A 16,902-nucleotide genomic window follows, 5' to 3' on the forward strand; every position below is an offset into this window, starting at 1 on the left:
TATTCGGGCGATCCCACCGTGCACAAGGAGGTGCAGCGTGAGGTGGAGTTTCGCCCAGATCGGGCTGCTGATCATTTGTGTTCTGCATGTCGTTCAGGCGGTGATCGGCTTCATCCTCGAGCCGAGCTTCGCCACCGGGCCCAATGCGCCGACGGTGCAACTGCTCGGGATGGACTACAACGGCTGGCACGCCGTCGCCGGGCTTGCGCTATTCGCGCCGGGTTTGGTGTTCGCGATGCGCAAGTCGTGGGCCGTGCTGTATCTGATTTTCGCGGCGATAGCCGGTGCGCTGCCGGGCATTTGGGCGTTCTTCTCGCACCAGGTCGCACTCGTCTTCACGTTTCCCAACAACACGACCGACGCGGTGGTGCACTTGGTGACCGCCGGCGTGATGCTCGCGGTCGCGGCCGTCCAGATCCGCCTGGACGGTGGATTTCGGAACTCGCTCGCCGATCTGCGGAAGGCGTCGTAGCTCGACGCCGGGTACCCGTTGCGTGAAACTACTTGCCGGTGCGCCGTGACCTGATGATGTCGAGGCGCTCCTTGAGGAGCTCGTCGAGTTCCTCAATCGAGCGGCGTTCGCGCAGCATGTCCCAGTGTGTGCGCGGCACCTTGACCTTCTTGGGTTCGGCCAGGTCACCGTCCCCGACCAGGTTGCCCTCCAGGCCGTTGCGGCACAGCCAGGTGCCGGGGACCTCGGCGTCGGCGGCAAACGGCATGTCGAACTCGTCGCCGTTGTCGGTGCGGTACCGTGCGATCTTGCGCGCCGCCAGGTCATGGTTGCGGTCGACCTCGTAGCTCAAGGTCCCGAGGCGACTGCCCCGCATGACGCGATCAGCCATCGTCGCCACTCCGCCGCTGTTCTGCTTGATCGGCCCTGGCGCGCATCCGACCGGACAAACCAAGGAGATCGTGCTCGCCCAGCCCTCCGGGCAGCGTGTACGCAAGTTGCCGCAATTCGACGGCGTAGTCGCGCAAATCCTGGCGGAGCTGCGCCTCGAGGGTGGGCATGACTTCTTCCTGTGGCAGGGATTTACTGAGGCGCTCTGATTCTCGTGCAGCCGGACTTGAGATGTGGGCCGGCCGGCCGTCAAATCTGCAAAACACCAGGCGGTGCTTTTTCGCGTCTCCCAACCGCGCCCACCAGCCTACCCTGATGGCGGGCCCGAATTGCCAGGGGACGTGCGCGATGTGAAAGTCAGCCATCAGGATCGTCCCGGCTTTACCGGACTAGGGCACCAGCCGAACAAGAGCGGAATAGGACACCGCTGTGTGGATCATTGACTGAATTCTTCTGTGCTGAAGCATGCTTCGACCGTTACGCCGACCGGTCTCCGGACAGGCGTCGTTACCGCGGCTGAGTATCGCCGTCGCCAATCCACGTCGCCCCCCGTCGTTGCCGACGCTGGATACGTGCGTTTGTTTCACGGCGGTACGGAATCTGTGTTCGGACGCGGTCTCTGGTGCATCGTCGGAGGTCGCGGAGAGAAACCGGTCCGGCAGCGCCAATTTGCAGATGGTGCGCGCGGTGAGGAGGTACTGGCGAAGCAATGGACCCGTCGTATACGGAAGGTCGTACGTGCCGCACAGGGCGCGCACCCGCTCGGCGATCTCGGGGTATCGATTGCTTGGCAAGTCGGGAAAGAGGTGATGCTCGATTTGATAACACAGGTTTCCGCTCATGAATCCCAATACCCGCCCGGCGCGGAAGTTGGCGGTTCCGAGCATCTGCCGGAGATACCATTCGGGCTTCGTTTCACCGTCCAGCACCGACGGGGTGAACTTCTCCGCTCCGTCCGCGAAGTGACCGCAAAGGATCACAGCGCAGGCCCAGACATTGCGCAGCCCGTTGGCAACCACGTTGGCCGCCAGGGTGCGCCACCACCGCCGGCGACTCAGCGCGGGAAACAGCACGTAGTCCTTGCCGATCTGCCCGGCGATCTTGCGGATCAGCGCCGTCCGGTGAGCGGCCTTGCCGGCGGTCGTCGTCTCCCGCTCCTGCACTGAATACAGGCCGTGTAGCGCGACGCCCCATTCGAACAGCAGCGCCAGAAGCACCGCGCGCAACGGCTGCAACAACGCGCACGGCCGCCACTCCTCGTCCCGAGTGACCCGCAAGACCCCGAATCCGAGGTCGTCGTCCACACCCACGACGTTCGAGAAGACGTGGTGCCGGTAGTTGTGGGAGTTCCTCCACTGCGACGTGAGGCCGGCCATGTCCCACTCCCAGGTGCTGGAATGAATTTCCGGGTCGTTCATCCAATCCCATTGACCGTGGGTGATGTTGTGGCCGAGTTCCATGTTCTCGATAGACTTCGCCGCGGCCAGCGCACCGGTTCCGACAGCCCAGCCAAACGTGCCCTTGCTGGTGCCGACGACGAGTCGTGCCGCGATCTCAAGGGCGCGCTGAAAAGCGATGGCGCGCTTGATGTATGCCCGATCTCCGGCGCCGAGTGAAGACTCGACATCGCGGCGGATCGCTTCCAGCGCGGCCGCGAGTTCCTCGAGGTCCGTCTCACTCAGATGGGCGTATTCCGGTACCTCAGTGATGGCCACGGAATCTCAATGAGATTCGGGCACGATGGCGCGCGGTGTCCTTGCGGCGACGCGCGGCCAGGGAAGTTTTACGAACCGCAGCAATGTGGGTCCCATCCGATCTGTTTTGGAGGGTTGTACGCGCAACGGGCCAAGGCCCGCGCGGGTCAGGTGAGGGGGGATCTACTCGATCGGGCCACGATCGAGAGTTGCGTGTGCATTCGCCCGCTCGGCTGCACAGCCGATTCGGACGGCGTCGTCACCCCCGTCACGGGAGCCCGGCGACCCGGCGACCCGCCCGGAACAACCCGGCCCGGTGGACGGCTGTGCCATGTGTGAGCACCTGCCTATCGCCCCTAGTCGTTAGTTGACCTCCGAGGCTACATGAACTGCGGATCAGCCGGCCGCGATGCGGTCGATATGGGCAAGGAAGTGCATCAATACCGCATCGGGCGCCTCGAGTTGCGGCCAGTGCCCGATGTCGTCGGCCAGCATCACCACATCGGCGTCGGGTATCACCTCTTCGTAGCGGCGGGCCATGTGGGCACCGGAGTTGGGGTCGACCGGCCCGTCGATCAACCGCATCGGAACCGCGGTCTGCCGCATGGCGCGCACCCACCGGTTGCGGTGCGTGTGGCGATCGTTGACGAACCGGCCGACCTTGTGCAGCACCCGGCGGCCGTCGTTGTAGTCCAGGATCTGGTTGAACACGTCCATCATGTGCGGGGTCGGCTTGGTGTTCGGGCCGAACATCTCGCGCAGCGTCGGTTCGAGCAGCCGACGGGCCAGCGGGTTGCCCTGCACGTTGCTGAGCAGGTCGCCCAATGGGGTGCCCGACATCAGCTTCTGCGCCGCCCGGGGCGTGTAGGCCTCGATGAACATGCCGCCGTTGAGCCAGGTGATCGAATCGATGCGCCATTCGCCGTACGTCTGTTGGCCGAACTCGTGACGGGCCAAGAGTTCCTGTCCCACCGAATCGCCGATGTCGTGGGCGAGGATGTGCGCGTTGTCGATGTTCAGGTGCTGTAGGAGCGCCTCGTGCATGTCGGCGTGGTCGTGCACTGAGTATTGGTAGGCCACGGGTTTGGACGAGAACCCCATGCCGATCATGTCCGGTGCGATGACGGTGAACCGTTGTGTCAGCGTCGGCCAGATCGGCGCCCAGTCGAAGGTATTGAACGGATAGCCGTGGATCAGCAGCAGCGGCGGCCCGCTGCCCTCGACCCGGTAGAAGATGTCGAAGCCGAGGTAATCGAAGTACTCTCCGGAGTCCAGCCAGCGTTTCAGGTCAGCGTCCATGACAGTCATCATGCGCCGACCGGGGTGGCTAACCATCATTGACGAGGTTCGCGAGGAACGCGGGTAACCGGCCCGCGCCAAAGTCATAGAACCGCGCCCAGCGTGGTTCTATCGAGATGCGCACCATCTGCTTATACGTTGAGCGCACGTTGCGCTCGAACTCGGCAAGCTGGGAGCCGTCCATCGACTTTCTCGCTGCTGCGAGGTACTCGTCGGTGGGGCCGTCGACGGTTTTCAGTGTGGCGAGGCCGCGCACCAACAGGGCCTTCGCCTCTTCTGGCGTGGAGCCGGTGTCGATCGTCAACGCGACTTCCGGGCGCGACGACAGCGCGCGGGCTTTGGGGGAAGTCGCCGCGGTGGAGACGACGATGTGTTCGCCGGTCCAGTAGAACCCGACGGGGATGACGCGCGGGAAGCCATCGTGACCGTTGTAGGCGAGTCGGGCCATCGACCCGGAGAGCAGCGTCTGGGCGTCGGGGTGGCCAAGCTCTCGAGCCAGCTCCTGGGCGTTCATCACCTTCCTAGTCCTACCCGGTCCGGCCGGCGCCCGCCGGGCGGGTCGTCATGCGGTATGGCCAGTCGGACATCGAATGAATTTCGTTGTGTTGCAATCGTCTCGAAGCGCGCTGACCAGCTAGAACCGCCCCAAGCCGTGCCCCGTCCACTGGCCCATTCGCACCGAGAGGTGACGAACGTCGAAATCGGTTCGACTGCTCGACGCTGATTGTTCTACTACGTCCTCTGGTAGATGCAAGAATGCGTTCCAGGGCATCGTTTGACGACGCGGCCTACAGGTGAGATCGCCATCTATTGATGTGGGGGTCGGAAATGCTCGGTTATTTTGGTCTCGTCGATGACTTTGCTGCACGCCACCGCGATGGAGCTATAACGTCGTCTCCAAGTCTAACCCGCAATTTGATCTTCTCCGTGCTGTTCGACGAGCCGCTCTTGATCAACGACGGACACATCATCGCGAGCGACGTCATCCGCGAGGCCATAGTTAAGCCGAAGAAAAGTCCCTTACGCGAGTTGGTCGAAACTGGGTATATCAAGATCCTGACGCGGAACCAACGCGACCTCGGGAGTCTCGCCGAGCGGATGGCCGACGAAGGTATGCAACCGGCCCAGGCGCTGCTCAAGAGGTCCGATTACCTGGCCTTCAAACGCACGCTCAGCGGCTGGTGTGAAACCTTGGGCGACCAGCAGGCAGATGGTTCGTATCTTTCGTTCCGGGACTGGCCCGCTTACAACACCTCCGTAATCTTCGAGAGGCTCGCGCTTGCGGCGCTTTCTCAAGCACTGTCCAACATTGACGATCCCGACCAAAGGCTGCAGCTGAAGAAGTTCGGCGACGGGTTCAATGTGCTTGAGCGGCGTAATCGGACCACGTGGGAGAATGAGGTCAATCGTCTGGGAGCTGCGGGCGAACTGTCGCCGAAAATTCGCAAGACGCTTTTGCATATCGCCAACGAGGCCTACCAATATTCGTGGGGCTGCGCTCTGAGCACGACAAAAGCACCGATTAAGGTGCACACGCGTAGCCCGGAATTTCTCGACATTGATCTTTCCCTGACACTAGACGAAACATTAGATGAAACGCCGAAACTGCGGCCAGGTGTGACCATATATGTTCCTGACCTTGCACTGGCCGTACGTAAAGTTGGCCACAATTGGACCCGGCTGACCGAGGTAAACCAACCGAACCGTGACGTCTATAAAGCAAAGCGTCGCTATCTGAAGATGCTGGAGCAATATTCGACATCGTCAGCTGTCAGCGATAAAGATATGAAAGAGTGCGCCGATGCATATTCGAAGCAGCTGACAATGCATTTCGGCGGCGAAGGGGTGCCGTTGATGTTTGATCTCGGTGTCACTGGCGCTTCAATGGCCGTGCCTGCGGCGATTGGAGGTGCGGTCGCTGGGCCCGTCGGCGCCGGTATTGGCTTTGGCATCAGCCTTGTCGGAACCCTAGCAGCACATATGGGAGGTCCCAAGTTTATTCGGAGGCTTACATTACCGCTCAACAAGAAATGGATCCGATCGCAGTCTGACAAGAAGTCGACTTCGACCTCATGCTTTCAGGTCAACCCTGCGACAGCCGCAGCGTTCCTCGACGGCGTCCCGGCTTTCAAACAATGATGCGCCCTCAATCCCGTTGAACAAACTGCGGTCCGAGAGCCTTTCTGATGTCGGGCTGACAGGATTTGAACCTGCGACCACTTGACCCCCAGATATGTTTCTCGCGTTTCTGCGTGTTCGCACATGGTCGAATTTGAAGCTCAAAGCTGTTTTCTAACCCCAGCGTACATCCGCTGGCATCATCCAAAGGGCGTATGAAAGGGCGTAAGACGCGGCCTGATATGCCCGCGCTCCCAAGACGAGAGGAGCGCCCACATGCCCGGGCCGGACTTCGCCACTGACCAGCGGCCGAAGTGCGACGCGCCGCGTACGTCCCGAGGCGGATTGACATTGCCTGCTAGTCGTCATCCACCGATACTGGCCGCCGCTGGGGTGGGTCCTCCCATCCGAGTTCTTTAATCAGTTTGCCGAGATTCGCGCGGTAGAACGCGAAATTCTCATTCTGAAGGTACTTTTCGCGCAGCAATTCGGGTTCCACACCAACACGGAGCAATAGCAGAGTGCGAAGTAGCCAAGCGGCAAGTCGTGACACTATCGTCCAGCGGCGGCGACGATCCTCGATCGATTCGCCTTCGTCATCTTGAAGTAACTGATGCGCGAAGGCATTCCGTAGATCTTTAAGGTGATCCGGCCAGCCGTCGATTGATTCTCCGATCTCAGGAACCGCGGCCAGGACCGCGTCTACGACGGCTTCGGCACGCTCTTGGTAACTCACCTCGCCAATATGTGAGACCGCGTCCGCGAGCATTTGGCGGACCGTCACTGGGTCCAGCCAGTCGAGCTGAAGCGTTTCAGCTTCGGCAACGGCAGCCTCGCGAGCCACTCTGCGGATCTTCCTGAGAGCCGATTTTCGCTCGACATCAGGCACTTCCGGGAAACGCCACTGGTTGAAGGGCAACCGGCGGTGCAGCCCCTCGACTAATGATGTGAATAGCTGCACCTGCAGCTGAACAGGAACCTCTAATCGTCTTGCCACTGCCCAGGCCAGGCCGTCGAACCCGGCGTTGAGCGCGATCCAGCTGCCGAACCGCTCGACGGTGAGCTCCTCGCGCGGCAACAAGGTCGCCGGACGCAAGCTATCTGCTACCGCGCAGAACCCTGGTCCATGCACGGTAAGCCAGGGGCTGTCGGCATCGACCCGGACCTGCGTATTGGGGATGACCAGATCCTCGTCGGGGTAAAGGGCCAACTGAGCCAGCGCGAGGCAACCCGATATCGCCCGAATTTCGAGCCGCTCGATGGTCGCCGGCGCCGACGATTCATACACCAGCCAGTTTCCGCCCTCGGATACCTCGACGCTAAGCGTGGACTTATCATCCTCGACCACGCTCGATTCGCCTCCGGTCAGGTGCCCCAGCCAGTGCGGGTGGTCGATCCGAAACCTGACAGCACAGTATCCCTGGTCAATGGACGTGTTCGCACCGAACACGGTAATCGGGGCAACGTGGCGCGGTGCCACACCCGGCCGGTTCCAATTTGGGGCATCAAACAAGGTGACGGGTTCGCCGCCATCGAGCTCGCCATGGATTGTGATAGGCCGCAAACGCGCGACCGCTCCTGAAGCGGCCGCCAGAATAAGGCCGGCGACGTCGTCGGGTCTGGGCGCAGGAATGGGTGGTGGTCCGGTGGTGGGCACACCGGCGACTAAGCCACTCTGCAGAGTCACTTCCGCCTGTTGTCCCACCTGCGCTGTGAACACACCACCAACGCGCACGCTCGGGTTCTCCGGCGTCCAAAACTCGCCGCCTACTGCGGCTATCGTGCTCATCGACCGATCATCACACGAGTCGACGGGCGGTTCATCGGTAAGAGTGGGAGCACCTGCGTTGCGATGCCATCGCTGCAAGAGGTTGCAAGTCCCGAAAACGTGGCTGCTCACAAAACTTGCAGTACGCCTAATGCAGGGCATGTCAGACTCCTACGCGTGGCTTTCGCGTTCCCGATATGGTGCGAGAGGCGCTGCCACCGAGGATATCGATGCGCTGCTGGACGAACGCAGGACCCACGGCGACCGAATATCAGGCGAGCACCGGCCCTCGCGGCCGGGCCATCTGAGAGGCACGAAATGCAAACCTATGCGGAACGTCTCCAATCCGAACTCGATGCCATAGCACAGTCGTACGATGAGATCCTCGGGGACAGCGTCATCAAACGCGTCAACCTGAATCAGGACGGCAGTGATGTCATCTTTGTTGGCGCGGCCGAATGGGGATGGGCCGATAGCGACGACGCGCTTGAGGCTGCTCGAATGGCGCTGTTGCGGCGGTTGCGTGAGTGGACGCCACGGTTCCGACTGCTATTTGCACACCCGACGCCCGAAGTCGCCGAACGACTGAACGATTGCACGGAGCTACTGGAGCGCTGGCTCCTTCGCCGGGACGAATCGGATTGGGACCTTCCGCCAACAATCGACGCCGCACAGGACAAAATTCGGGCAACTGTCGCCGATCTGCGCGCACTGACGAACCTTCTTCCGGCGGACGTGCACCCGGTCCGGCTCGTGGTGGATACGAACGCGCTGATCGACAACCCAGACGTTGCCGCCTATACAGACGAGCTAGGCAGAAAGTACGTTGCGCATTTGTTGCCCGTCGTTCTGGGCGAGATCGACGATCTCAAACGAGCGGGACGAACGGAAACCCTTCGGCAGAACGCTCAGCGAGCGGATCGCAGGCTGAAAGGCATTCGAAACAATGGCAACGTCCTCGAAGGTGCCCGCGTGGCCGGCGACGTGATCGCAAAATTTGAGCACACCGAGCCGCGGTCCGAGAACCTACCGGACTGGCTGGATATGAGCGTGCCTGATGACCGATTTGTGGCGGCAACATTGCTGTTGCAGTCTGAGCATCCTGGTTCAGTCATTTACGTTGCGACCAGCGACATCAACATGCAGACGAAACTGTCGGCCGTGGGCCTTCCGTTTGTTGAACCACCGCCCCTCTGAGATCAGCGCGATGGTAACGGGATCAGAACCATACGAGCGCCGGGTCGAGCCAGCGACAGCCGCGCTGGACGCCTTCGCGACCGACCTGACCAACGAACTCGACCGCGATAACGGTGGATTCCCCTGGTGGACAGGGTATTCGGACTGGAAAACCCTCACCATGATCGCCGATTACCTGATCCAATCGGTTTCAGGGGCGTCCGCAGCCCTCGTGGCCGCGTCCTTCTCGGCGAAGGTGCACCGCGAATCATCCTTCGCCAACAACTCCGCGGTCACCGCAGCATGGAGAGAGATCGCGAGAACCGGGCAAGAGGATCCGCACGCTTACTTCGCTGCGATGCCTCGCGACGCCGCAGCCCGCCGACGAGAACTCAATATCACCCATTCAGCGGAGCACTGCTTCTATCACCTCGGCCAGACGCTCGACCGACTTTCCGCCGCACTCATCATTGTCGGCGGATTCGGAAAGGACGTCGCTACAGCAGACTGGGGAACCATTGTCGGCACACCGGCCCGAAGAGGCATAGTTCATGACCTGGCTGCATCGGCAGATCGCCCAAGCGTCCAGCCGCTCGGATCGCCCGCGCGGCAGGTCCAGCACGACCTACTCGAGGCACTCACGCGACCAGACGACTTCGGTTGTCGGCGGACATGAAAAAATGCCCACTGGCGGACATGGAAATGCCCATTCGCGGCCAATAAGTTCTGCCCACCGGCGGACACGAAAGTGCCCGCAGGCGGCCATGAATCTGCCCAGACCTACCTGATGCTGCTCGGCGCGCCAGCGCTGTGGCGGCCTCTCCTGCGGTTTCGATGTCGATGCCTAGTCGAAACGACAACCCCAGGAGAGACCTACTTGAAGTCTGACGGAGAACTCATGGAAATACTCAATGCCTACGACCTGACCGGGTCCTACCGGGCTGCCGCTGAGCTGTGTGGGTGCTCGCATCACACCGTGAAGAAAGCGGTTGAAGACCGCGACGCCGGCTTGCCGCCAGCCACGCGGCGGGCCCGGATGATCGACGATTGGCGCGACGTCCTGGAGGGCTGGGTCGCGGATTCGAAAGGCAAGATCCGCGGCGACAAAGCCCACGACAAACTCGTCGCGCTCGGATACAGCGGCACCGACCGCACCACCCGACGAGCCCTGGCGGAGATCAAAGCGCAATGGCGACTGGGCAATACGCGGGTGCACCGGCCGTGGATCACCGAACCTGGGCTGTGGCTGCAGTACGACTTCGCCGACGGCCCGCTTGTGGCCGGCCGCAAAATTGTCCTGCTGGTGGCGTGGCTGGCGTGGAGCCGATACCGCGTCGTCGTGGCTCTGCGGGACCGCACCGCTCCCAGTGTCTTCGCCGGCCTGGACCGGATTTTCCGCATTGTAGGTGGCGCCCCGACCTACCTGCTGACCGACAACGAGAAGACGGTCACCACCGGACACGTCGCCGGGGTGCCGGTCCGCAACCGCGCCGCGGTCACCTTCGGCCGCTACTACGGCATCTCAGTGCTGACCTGCGAACCCGCCGACCCCGCTTCCAAAGGTGGGGTGGAGAACGCCGTCAAACTCGCCAAAGCAGATATCGTGCCCACCGAGACCAACCTGCTGCCCCAGTACGACACCTTCGCCGACGTCGAAGCCGCGTGCGCTGAGTTCAACGCCGAGATCAACGCCCGGGTCCACCGCACCACGGGTCGACGCCCCGTCGAGATGCTCACCCAGGAACGCCCCGCCCTGCACGCGGTGCCCGACCTGCCCCACACCGCCGCATTGGGGGTGACCCGTCGGGTCCCGGACAACACCCCGATGGTCACCTTCGACCACTGCCAATACTCAGTTCCAGCAACACTATTGGGCCACACGGTGTGGATCCGACATCACGACAGCGCCGACGAAGTGGTGATCTGCGCCCTCGATGACGGCGGCCCCATCGAGGTGGCCCGGCACCGCCGCGCTGCCCCGGGCAGCCCCGCAATCAACGATGATCATTTCCCCGACCACCGTGACAAGGTTCCCGGTGATTATCGCGTCCATGCCCGCACCGTCTCCGAACAGACATTCCTGGCCTTGGGTCCCGGTGCAGCGGTATGGCTCAAAGAAGCCGCCGCCGTCGGCACTGAACGGATTCTGCAGAAAATGGCCCACGCCGTCGAACTCTCAGCACTGGCCGGCTGCGCTGATGTCGACTGGGCCTTGGGTCATGCCGCCGTGCACGGCCGGTTCGCCACCGGCGATCTCGACTCCATCCTTGCCAGCAAGGGGTTGGATCCCACCCGACGTGGCGCCGGCGAGGACACCTCGCTGGCGCAAGGCACCAGCGGGTGGAACCTGTTCGGCCGCACCATCATTGATGCCCCCGAGGCAGGCATCGCATGACCACCACCACTACTACTACCGCGGCGCTGCCCGCCGACGTCGAAACCTTGATGCGTGGGTTGCGATTGCCGCACGCACGAGCGATCGCCGCCGATGTGCTGGCCACTGCCCGCGCGCAGCGCTGGGATCCCACCGAGGTCATCAAAGCACTGCTGACCGAAGAAGCCGCCGGACGCGCCCGCTCCATGCTGGCCGCCCGCCGCAAAGCCGCCGGATTCCCGACCGGGAAGACTTTCGACGCCTGGGATCCGGGCGCCTCGTCAATCCCGTTACCCACCCAACAGGCGCTACAGACATTGGAATGGGTGGGTCGCCGCGAGAACCTGGTGGTCTGCGGGCCTGCCGGCACCGGCAAGACGTTCTTCTTGGAAGCGCTCGGGCAAAAAGTTATCGAAGCCGGTATGCCGGTGGCGTGGTTCACCCTCGAGCAGATCGGGGTGCTGGTGCGTGCGCACCGTGCTGACGATTCCCTGGGCAAGGCGGTGGCCAAGATCGTGCGCGCGGAGCTCGTCGTCATTGATGACGTGGGACTTCTTCCGGTCGGTGCTGATGCCGCTGAGGGGCTTTACCGCATCGTCGAAGCGGCCTACGAACGCAGATCGGTGGCGATCTCGTCGAATCTGCATCCCAGTGGCTTCGATGAGCTCATGCCCAAGACGTTGGCCACCGCCACCGTCGACCGGCTCCTGCACCACGCGCACCTATGCCAAACCAGCGGCGACTCCGTGCGCCTGGCCCAAGCCCTGCACGGGAAAGGAGTCAAACCCCTGACCTGACACCAGCGAACGACCGGTGGCGGACACACCCTCATGGGCAGATTCGTGTCCGCCACTGGGCAGTTCTTATTGGCCACCTACGAGCAGTTCTCATGTCCGCCCATGGGCAGTTACAGCTGTCCATTGACATTCGGTCCAACTGGATGGCTGGACTGGTTGCGCAATACACGCAACGCCATGACACACCGGTCACCCGCGACGAAACTCATAGCCTTCACCGGAGACCTCAAGTCGAGCATCAGCCTTGCGCGCCTGCTCTACCGTCAACCTAGATGGAGCGAACTGCAGTCGCTAATCTTCGGCGGGACGCCAAACACCAGGCCATTTTTCGGTGCTTTCATACTGCGGCCGAGCGAAGACATACTCGACGGACTCACCGAATCACTTAGTGAGCTCGTCGGAACCTTGACCGATGCGATGACGACATGCTGGAAAGCACGGAAGATGAATCCCGCACTCATCATCCAACACAGATCGCAGTGGAGGACCGTGCAGCCGATAGAGCCGATTTCTCCTTTCGACGGCTACGGCGCAGACATCTCACCATTCCTGCAAAAAGCAGACATGATGGCAAGTCGAGACGGAACAAGGTGGCAAGCAGCGCGCGTGTTCGACGACAGACGAGCTGACTGGACGAAATAAGGCGGGCGTATGAGGGGCATCAGTGCGACACAGCAACGCAATGCAGTCTCGGAAGGCATTGCACTCGGACTTCTCATGTGCGATTGCAACGAAATCCCGTACGACAAGTTTCGTGTCGACCTCGCGTTCGAGCATGTCGGCTGCCAGGTGAATGGGACCACTTCAGAGCTGGTTTTGCCATGAGCATGGGACCACCTGTTTGCCATTGATGGGACCACTCGACTGGCTGGTTTGCCAGTTATGGGACCACCCGGCGTGGTGTCGGGTTCTTCCGGTAGTTGGGCCGCTGTATTGGCCTGATGAGCTACCGGGAGGTGTCGGTGATCGAGATCGTGGAGATGCTGCGGCTGTGGCTGCAGGGGTTGGGGTTGCGGGAGGTGGCCCGGCTGTCGGGCACCGACCGCAAAACGGTGCGACGCTACGTCGACCGAGCCCGTGCTAGTGGGCTGGACCGCGATGGTGGAGACGGTCAGCTCACTGATGAGTTGATCGCGGCGGTGATTGCCGGAGTGCGTCCGCACCGGCCCAGCGGCAAGAGCCTGGCGTGGGAGACGATCGCTGCAGAGCATGAGCAGATCAAGGCCTGGCTCAAAGACGGATTGACGCTGACCAAGATCCACACGCTGCTTGGGCGCCGCGGTGTGGTGGTGTCCTATCGGACGCTGAATCGTTACGCCACAACCGAATTGGATTTCGGACGCCGTCAAGCCACGGTGCCGGTGGCCGACTGCGAACCGGGTGCGGAGGTGCAGGTCGACTTCGGCCGCCTCGGGATGCTCACCGACGCCAGCGATGGTCGGCGCCGAGTCGTGCAGGGGTTGATCTTTACCGCGGTGTATTCGCGGCACATGTTCGTCTGGCCCACCTACCGCCAGACCCTGAACGATGTGATCGCCGGGTTCGATGCGGCGTGGGCGTTCTTCGGCGGGGTGTTCGCGGTGGTGATCCCTGACAACATGAAAGCCATCGTCACCACCGCGCATGCGACCGAGCCTCGGCTCAACGATGCGTTCCGCGAGTATGCGCAGGCTCGTGGGTTTGCGGTCGACCCGGCGCGGGTGCGCAGCCCGAAAGATAAGCCACGGGTGGAACGCATGGTGCAGTATGTGCGATCGAATTTCTTTGCCGGAGAAGATTTCCGGGATCTCAATGACTGTCGCAGCCGCGCCGAACATTGGTGCGCTCAGACCGCCGGTATGCGCATTCACGGCACCACCCGCCTGCGGCCGGCCGAGGTGTTCATCGGCGATGAGCTGCCCGCACTAGGGCCCGTATCCGACACCGCCTTCGACGTTCCGATCTGGACGCGCCCGAAAGTGGCCCCGGACCGCCACGTCCAGGTCGCCAAAGCCCTCTACAGCGTGCCCGGAGAGCTGGTCGGCAAGCGCATCGAGGCCCGTGCTGATGCACACTCGGTCAAGCTCTATTGGCGTGGTGAGCTGATCAAGGTGCATCCGGTCGTGGCCCCGGGTCGCCGCCATACTGATCCGGCCGATCTTCCCTCTGAGGTGTCGGTCTATGCGATGCGTGATCTGAATGCCCTGCAGCGCAAGGCAGCCGCCCACGGCACCCATGTCGGCACCTACGCGGCAGCGGTGCTCGAGCATCCGCTGCCGTGGACCAAGATGCGTCAGGTCTACCGGCTGCTGGGGCTGGTGCGCCGCCACGGCGCCGAGGAGGTCGACGACGCGTGCCGGCGTGCCCTGGACGCCGAGGTGATCGACGTCGGGCTGATCGAGCGGATCTTGACCCGCGGCGGCGGTGAACAACTGCCCCTGCTACCGAAACCGCCCGGGGCAGCGTCGCGGTTTGTCCGAGAAAGCTCTGATTTCGCGGTGCGGAGGCCTTCATGAGCCCACAGCGCCCCGACGCCACGCCGGCGGTCAAGCCAATCGAGGTGTCCGGCGAGCTCAAAGCGTTGATGCGCCGCCTCAAACTCGGCCAGCTGCTCGACACGCTGCCCGAACGGCTGGCGCTGGCCCGTACCAACCGGCTACCACACCACGACTTCCTGGAACTGTTGTTCGCAGATGAGGTCACCCGCCGCGACCGCGAATCCGCGACCCGGCGCGCCAAGGCCGCCCATCTCGATCCGGCCATGCAGCTACAGGCCTGGGATGACTCCGCCGCCGTGGCTTTCGATCAACAACTATGGGCCGAGCTGACCTCACTGCGGTTCCTCGCCGACGCCTACAACGTGCTCGTCATGGGACCGGTAGGAGTGGGAAAGACGTTCTTGGCCAACGCATTAGGTCACATCGCGGTACGCCGGCATCACAGCGTGCACACCGAACGGGCCGACAAAATGTTCAAACGCCTTCGCGGGGCACGCCTGGACGGCAGCTACGAAGACGAGATGCGCAAACTGCACCGCGTCGAACTGCTGATAATCGATGACCTCGCGCTGCACCGCCTGGAGGCCACCGAGACGACCGACTTCTACGAGATCATCGTCGAACGCCACCGCGCCGCATCGACCGTCATCACCAGCAACCGCGAACCACCCGAGATCCTGACCATGATGGCCGACCCGCTGCTGGCCCAATCCGCGATGGACCGACTGCAATCAGCGGCCTACGAACTCGTCGTCGAAGGCGAGTCCTACCGGCAACGCCAGAAGCCAGGAAACCGAAAGCCGGCCTCTCCGACTGCGTCGGATTGACCGGCAACCACCCCTTCCGCCACTATCAACACACGGCCTACAACCGGAACAACCCGGTCCCATGCTCATGGCAAACCAGAGGTCCCATCACCCTGGCAGGCGACATCGAGCACGCATGGCGAAACTGGCAGCATCGTCAAGCGTTTTCTCAAGTCAATACCGACCTACGCAAGGGCCTGGGCGGTTCGATCGTGATGACACGCGCCACCGAGGCGAAACAGACGTGGGTCTTATATTGGGCGCGGGAACGGACCCTCGTCATCTGTCAACGAGCCAACGACTGGGACCCGAACAACGAGCGAGATGTCGCTTACGCGCTCAAGGTGATTGGCGGCGAGATACCGCTCGATGGATGGATCACGCTCGCACGTTCGTTGCTCGATGAATTAAAGCTGTAGGCGTGAAGTCGCGGCCAGTTCGTACCGAATCCCGGATGCAGCGGCATGCCCGCGACTTCGACCTTACGATCCGCTACCTCGGGAGCTAGTTAAAGTCGCCGGGTAAGGCCGAAAGCACCGGCGACTAGACGGTAACCGTAGCCCGCGAGCGACTTGAGCGACAAACGGGCAGCCTTGACGCTGGCGCCATCCTGTTTGCGCCGATCGCAAGTCTCTCTGGCGCATTATTTGCTGCACTCAATGTCGCCCGGGTGTCAACGGTCATGTAGTTCTCCCCACTGACGGTCAGGAGATCTCCTCGCTGGTGGCCACGAGTACTCCCCACGGACGGACGTGGGATCTCCCCGGTTGATCAGTTGGGTAGCGGCGCCACCCCCTTGCCGGTGGTGGCTTGGGCGAGCCTGAACGATTGGCCTTCGGTGACGCAGACGTGGGCGTGGTGTAACAGCCGGTCGACGGTGGCGGTGGCCAGGGTCTTGGGCATGAGTTCGTCGAAGCCGGCCGGGTGCAGATTGGATGACACTGCCAGCGAACGGGTTTCGTAGCAGGCGTCGACAAGCCGATAGAACCCTTCGGCGGCGTCCTCGCCGACGGGCAGCATGCCAATGTCATCAAGAATGATCAGATCGACTCGGGTGATGCGGCGGACCGCTTTGGTGATGGAGTCATCGGCGCGGTGACGGCGTACCAGGGCGCCGAGGTCGTCGATGGAAAACCAGGCCACGGTGCGTCCGGTGTCGATGGCCAGCTGTCCCAGGGCCTCGCAGAAGTGGCTCTTGCCGGTGCCGCTGGGACCACAGACGCAAAGGTTCTCGCGCCGGTCGACCCATTCCATGCCGCGCAGGGCTTGCTGGGTGGGTGCGGGGATGGAGCAGCGGGTTTCATCCCAAACGGCGAAGGTCTTGCCGGCCGGGAAGTTCGCCCGCGCTCGCCGCAGCCGTAGGGTGGCTTCGTCGCGGCCGGTGATCTCCTCACAAAGCAGTACGCGCAGCACCTCGGCGGGGTCCCAGCGTTGAGCTCGGGCGGTGGGCACCACGTCGGCAATGGCTTTGCGCAGGTAGGGCATCCGCAGGCGGCGGGTTAACGCGATCACCTCCTCGAGGGTCTGGGTGGCGGGCCCGGCGACACCGGAT

Annotated in this window: 17 protein-coding genes; 11 read left to right on the forward strand and 6 right to left on the reverse strand. The window is 62.5% G+C overall.

Going from position 1 to position 16,902, the window contains the following annotated elements:
- The first annotated feature begins 37 nt into the window (after positions 1 to 37).
- A complete protein-coding gene (locus MTAB308_RS03145; RefSeq protein WP_077097790.1) occupies positions 38 to 472 on the forward strand; it encodes a DUF4383 domain-containing protein in 435 nt (144 codons plus the stop codon).
- A 28-nt stretch (positions 473 to 500) separates the two neighbouring features.
- On the opposite strand, the gene MTAB308_RS03150 is transcribed toward MTAB308_RS03145, so the two are convergent.
- Positions 501 to 842: an RNA polymerase-binding protein RbpA gene (locus MTAB308_RS03150; RefSeq protein ID WP_077097793.1), complete on the reverse strand. Its 342-nt coding sequence runs from the start codon at positions 840 to 842 to the stop codon at positions 501 to 503.
- On the opposite strand from MTAB308_RS03150, the gene MTAB308_RS29185 reads away from it, so the two are divergent.
- Positions 826 to 1,050: a hypothetical protein gene (locus MTAB308_RS29185; RefSeq protein ID WP_173842108.1), complete on the forward strand. Its 225-nt coding sequence runs from the start codon at positions 826 to 828 to the stop codon at positions 1,048 to 1,050. The genes MTAB308_RS03150 and MTAB308_RS29185 overlap by 17 nt on opposite strands.
- A gap of 180 nt (positions 1,051 to 1,230) precedes the next feature.
- On the opposite strand, the gene MTAB308_RS03155 is transcribed toward MTAB308_RS29185, so the two are convergent.
- The 3 genes from MTAB308_RS03155 to MTAB308_RS03165 all read right to left on the reverse strand — a co-directional run bounded on the left by MTAB308_RS03155 (position 1,231) and on the right by MTAB308_RS03165 (position 4,348).
- A complete protein-coding gene (locus MTAB308_RS03155) occupies positions 1,231 to 2,556 on the reverse strand; it encodes a fatty acid desaturase family protein (protein WP_083746421.1) in 1,326 nt (441 codons plus the stop codon).
- Positions 2,557 to 2,931: 375 nt separating this feature from the next.
- On the reverse strand, positions 2,932 to 3,834 hold the full coding sequence (locus MTAB308_RS03160; RefSeq protein ID WP_077097795.1) for an alpha/beta fold hydrolase: 903 nt from the start codon (positions 3,832 to 3,834) through the stop codon (positions 2,932 to 2,934).
- 28 nt (positions 3,835 to 3,862) lie between these two features.
- Positions 3,863 to 4,348: a pyridoxamine 5'-phosphate oxidase family protein gene (locus MTAB308_RS03165; RefSeq protein WP_077097797.1), complete on the reverse strand. Its 486-nt coding sequence runs from the start codon at positions 4,346 to 4,348 to the stop codon at positions 3,863 to 3,865.
- A gap of 413 nt (positions 4,349 to 4,761) precedes the next feature.
- Between MTAB308_RS03165 and MTAB308_RS03170 the strand changes: the two genes are divergently transcribed.
- A complete protein-coding gene (locus tag MTAB308_RS03170) occupies positions 4,762 to 5,973 on the forward strand; it encodes a hypothetical protein (protein ID WP_157900894.1) in 1,212 nt (403 codons plus the stop codon).
- A 337-nt stretch (positions 5,974 to 6,310) separates the two neighbouring features.
- Here MTAB308_RS03170 and MTAB308_RS03175 read toward each other — a convergent pair whose 3' ends face one another.
- Complete coding sequence (locus MTAB308_RS03175) at positions 6,311 to 7,741, reverse strand: ApeA N-terminal domain 1-containing protein (RefSeq protein WP_157900895.1); 1,431 nt, start codon at positions 7,739 to 7,741, stop codon at positions 6,311 to 6,313.
- A 297-nt stretch (positions 7,742 to 8,038) separates the two neighbouring features.
- On the opposite strand from MTAB308_RS03175, the gene MTAB308_RS03180 reads away from it, so the two are divergent.
- The 8 genes from MTAB308_RS03180 (at position 8,039) to MTAB308_RS03205 (ending at position 15,769) form a co-directional block, all read left to right on the forward strand.
- Positions 8,039 to 8,917 carry a PIN domain-containing protein gene (locus MTAB308_RS03180; RefSeq protein ID WP_077097802.1) on the forward strand — a complete coding sequence of 293 codons (879 nt, stop codon included), beginning with the start codon at positions 8,039 to 8,041 and terminating at the stop codon, positions 8,915 to 8,917.
- Between the two features lie 10 nt (positions 8,918 to 8,927).
- Positions 8,928 to 9,572, forward strand: a complete 645-nt coding sequence (locus tag MTAB308_RS28810; RefSeq protein ID WP_157900896.1) for a hypothetical protein — start codon at positions 8,928 to 8,930, stop codon at positions 9,570 to 9,572.
- Positions 9,573 to 9,773: 201 nt separating this feature from the next.
- Positions 9,774 to 11,291 carry an IS21 family transposase gene (gene istA, locus MTAB308_RS03185; protein ID WP_077096938.1) on the forward strand — a complete coding sequence of 506 codons (1,518 nt, stop codon included), beginning with the start codon at positions 9,774 to 9,776 and terminating at the stop codon, positions 11,289 to 11,291.
- Positions 11,288 to 12,067 carry an ATP-binding protein gene (locus tag MTAB308_RS03190; protein ID WP_077096936.1) on the forward strand — a complete coding sequence of 260 codons (780 nt, stop codon included), beginning with the start codon at positions 11,288 to 11,290 and terminating at the stop codon, positions 12,065 to 12,067. Before istA (MTAB308_RS03185) ends, MTAB308_RS03190 begins: the two co-directional genes overlap by 4 nt.
- Before the next feature lie 102 nt (positions 12,068 to 12,169).
- A complete protein-coding gene (locus tag MTAB308_RS28815; protein WP_157900898.1) occupies positions 12,170 to 12,709 on the forward strand; it encodes a hypothetical protein in 540 nt (179 codons plus the stop codon).
- A 299-nt stretch (positions 12,710 to 13,008) separates the two neighbouring features.
- Positions 13,009 to 14,562 carry an IS21 family transposase gene (gene istA / locus MTAB308_RS03195; protein ID WP_077097370.1) on the forward strand — a complete coding sequence of 518 codons (1,554 nt, stop codon included), beginning with the start codon at positions 13,009 to 13,011 and terminating at the stop codon, positions 14,560 to 14,562.
- Positions 14,559 to 15,371: an ATP-binding protein gene (locus MTAB308_RS03200; protein WP_077097804.1), complete on the forward strand. Its 813-nt coding sequence runs from the start codon at positions 14,559 to 14,561 to the stop codon at positions 15,369 to 15,371. Before istA (MTAB308_RS03195) ends, MTAB308_RS03200 begins: the two co-directional genes overlap by 4 nt.
- A complete protein-coding gene (locus MTAB308_RS03205) occupies positions 15,368 to 15,769 on the forward strand; it encodes a hypothetical protein (RefSeq protein WP_077097806.1) in 402 nt (133 codons plus the stop codon). Before MTAB308_RS03200 ends, MTAB308_RS03205 begins: the two co-directional genes overlap by 4 nt.
- A gap of 352 nt (positions 15,770 to 16,121) precedes the next feature.
- Here the strand turns inward: MTAB308_RS03205 and MTAB308_RS03210 are convergent, their stop codons facing one another.
- Positions 16,122 to 16,835, reverse strand: a complete 714-nt coding sequence (locus tag MTAB308_RS03210) for an ATP-binding protein (RefSeq protein WP_083746431.1) — start codon at positions 16,833 to 16,835, stop codon at positions 16,122 to 16,124.
- Positions 16,836 to 16,902 lie beyond the last annotated feature (67 nt).

It is taken from the genome of Mycobacterium terramassiliense (assembly GCF_900157385.1).
Lineage (GTDB): Bacteria > Actinomycetota > Actinomycetes > Mycobacteriales > Mycobacteriaceae > Mycobacterium > Mycobacterium terramassiliense.

Coding starts and splice junctions, on each gene's coding strand:
- istA (WP_077097370.1), top strand. CDS start 13,009: ATGAGCTACCGGGAGGTGTCGGTGATCGAGATCGTGGAGATGCTGCGG.
- MTAB308_RS03165 (WP_077097797.1), bottom strand. CDS start 4,348: ATGAACGCCCAGGAGCTGGCTCGAGAGCTTGGCCACCCCGACGCCCAG.
- MTAB308_RS03190 (WP_077096936.1), top strand. CDS start 11,288: ATGACCACCACCACTACTACTACCGCGGCGCTGCCCGCCGACGTCGAA.
- MTAB308_RS03210 (WP_083746431.1), bottom strand. CDS start 16,835: ATGCCCTACCTGCGCAAAGCCATTGCCGACGTGGTGCCCACCGCCCGA.
- MTAB308_RS29185 (WP_173842108.1), top strand. CDS start 826: ATGACGCGATCAGCCATCGTCGCCACTCCGCCGCTGTTCTGCTTGATC.
- MTAB308_RS03160 (WP_077097795.1), bottom strand. CDS start 3,834: ATGGACGCTGACCTGAAACGCTGGCTGGACTCCGGAGAGTACTTCGAT.
- MTAB308_RS28815 (WP_157900898.1), top strand. CDS start 12,170: ATGGGCAGTTACAGCTGTCCATTGACATTCGGTCCAACTGGATGGCTG.
- MTAB308_RS03180 (WP_077097802.1), top strand. CDS start 8,039: ATGCAAACCTATGCGGAACGTCTCCAATCCGAACTCGATGCCATAGCA.
- MTAB308_RS03175 (WP_157900895.1), bottom strand. CDS start 7,741: ATGAGCACGATAGCCGCAGTAGGCGGCGAGTTTTGGACGCCGGAGAAC.
- MTAB308_RS03150 (WP_077097793.1), bottom strand. CDS start 842: ATGGCTGATCGCGTCATGCGGGGCAGTCGCCTCGGGACCTTGAGCTAC.
- MTAB308_RS03200 (WP_077097804.1), top strand. CDS start 14,559: ATGAGCCCACAGCGCCCCGACGCCACGCCGGCGGTCAAGCCAATCGAG.
- MTAB308_RS28810 (WP_157900896.1), top strand. CDS start 8,928: ATGGTAACGGGATCAGAACCATACGAGCGCCGGGTCGAGCCAGCGACA.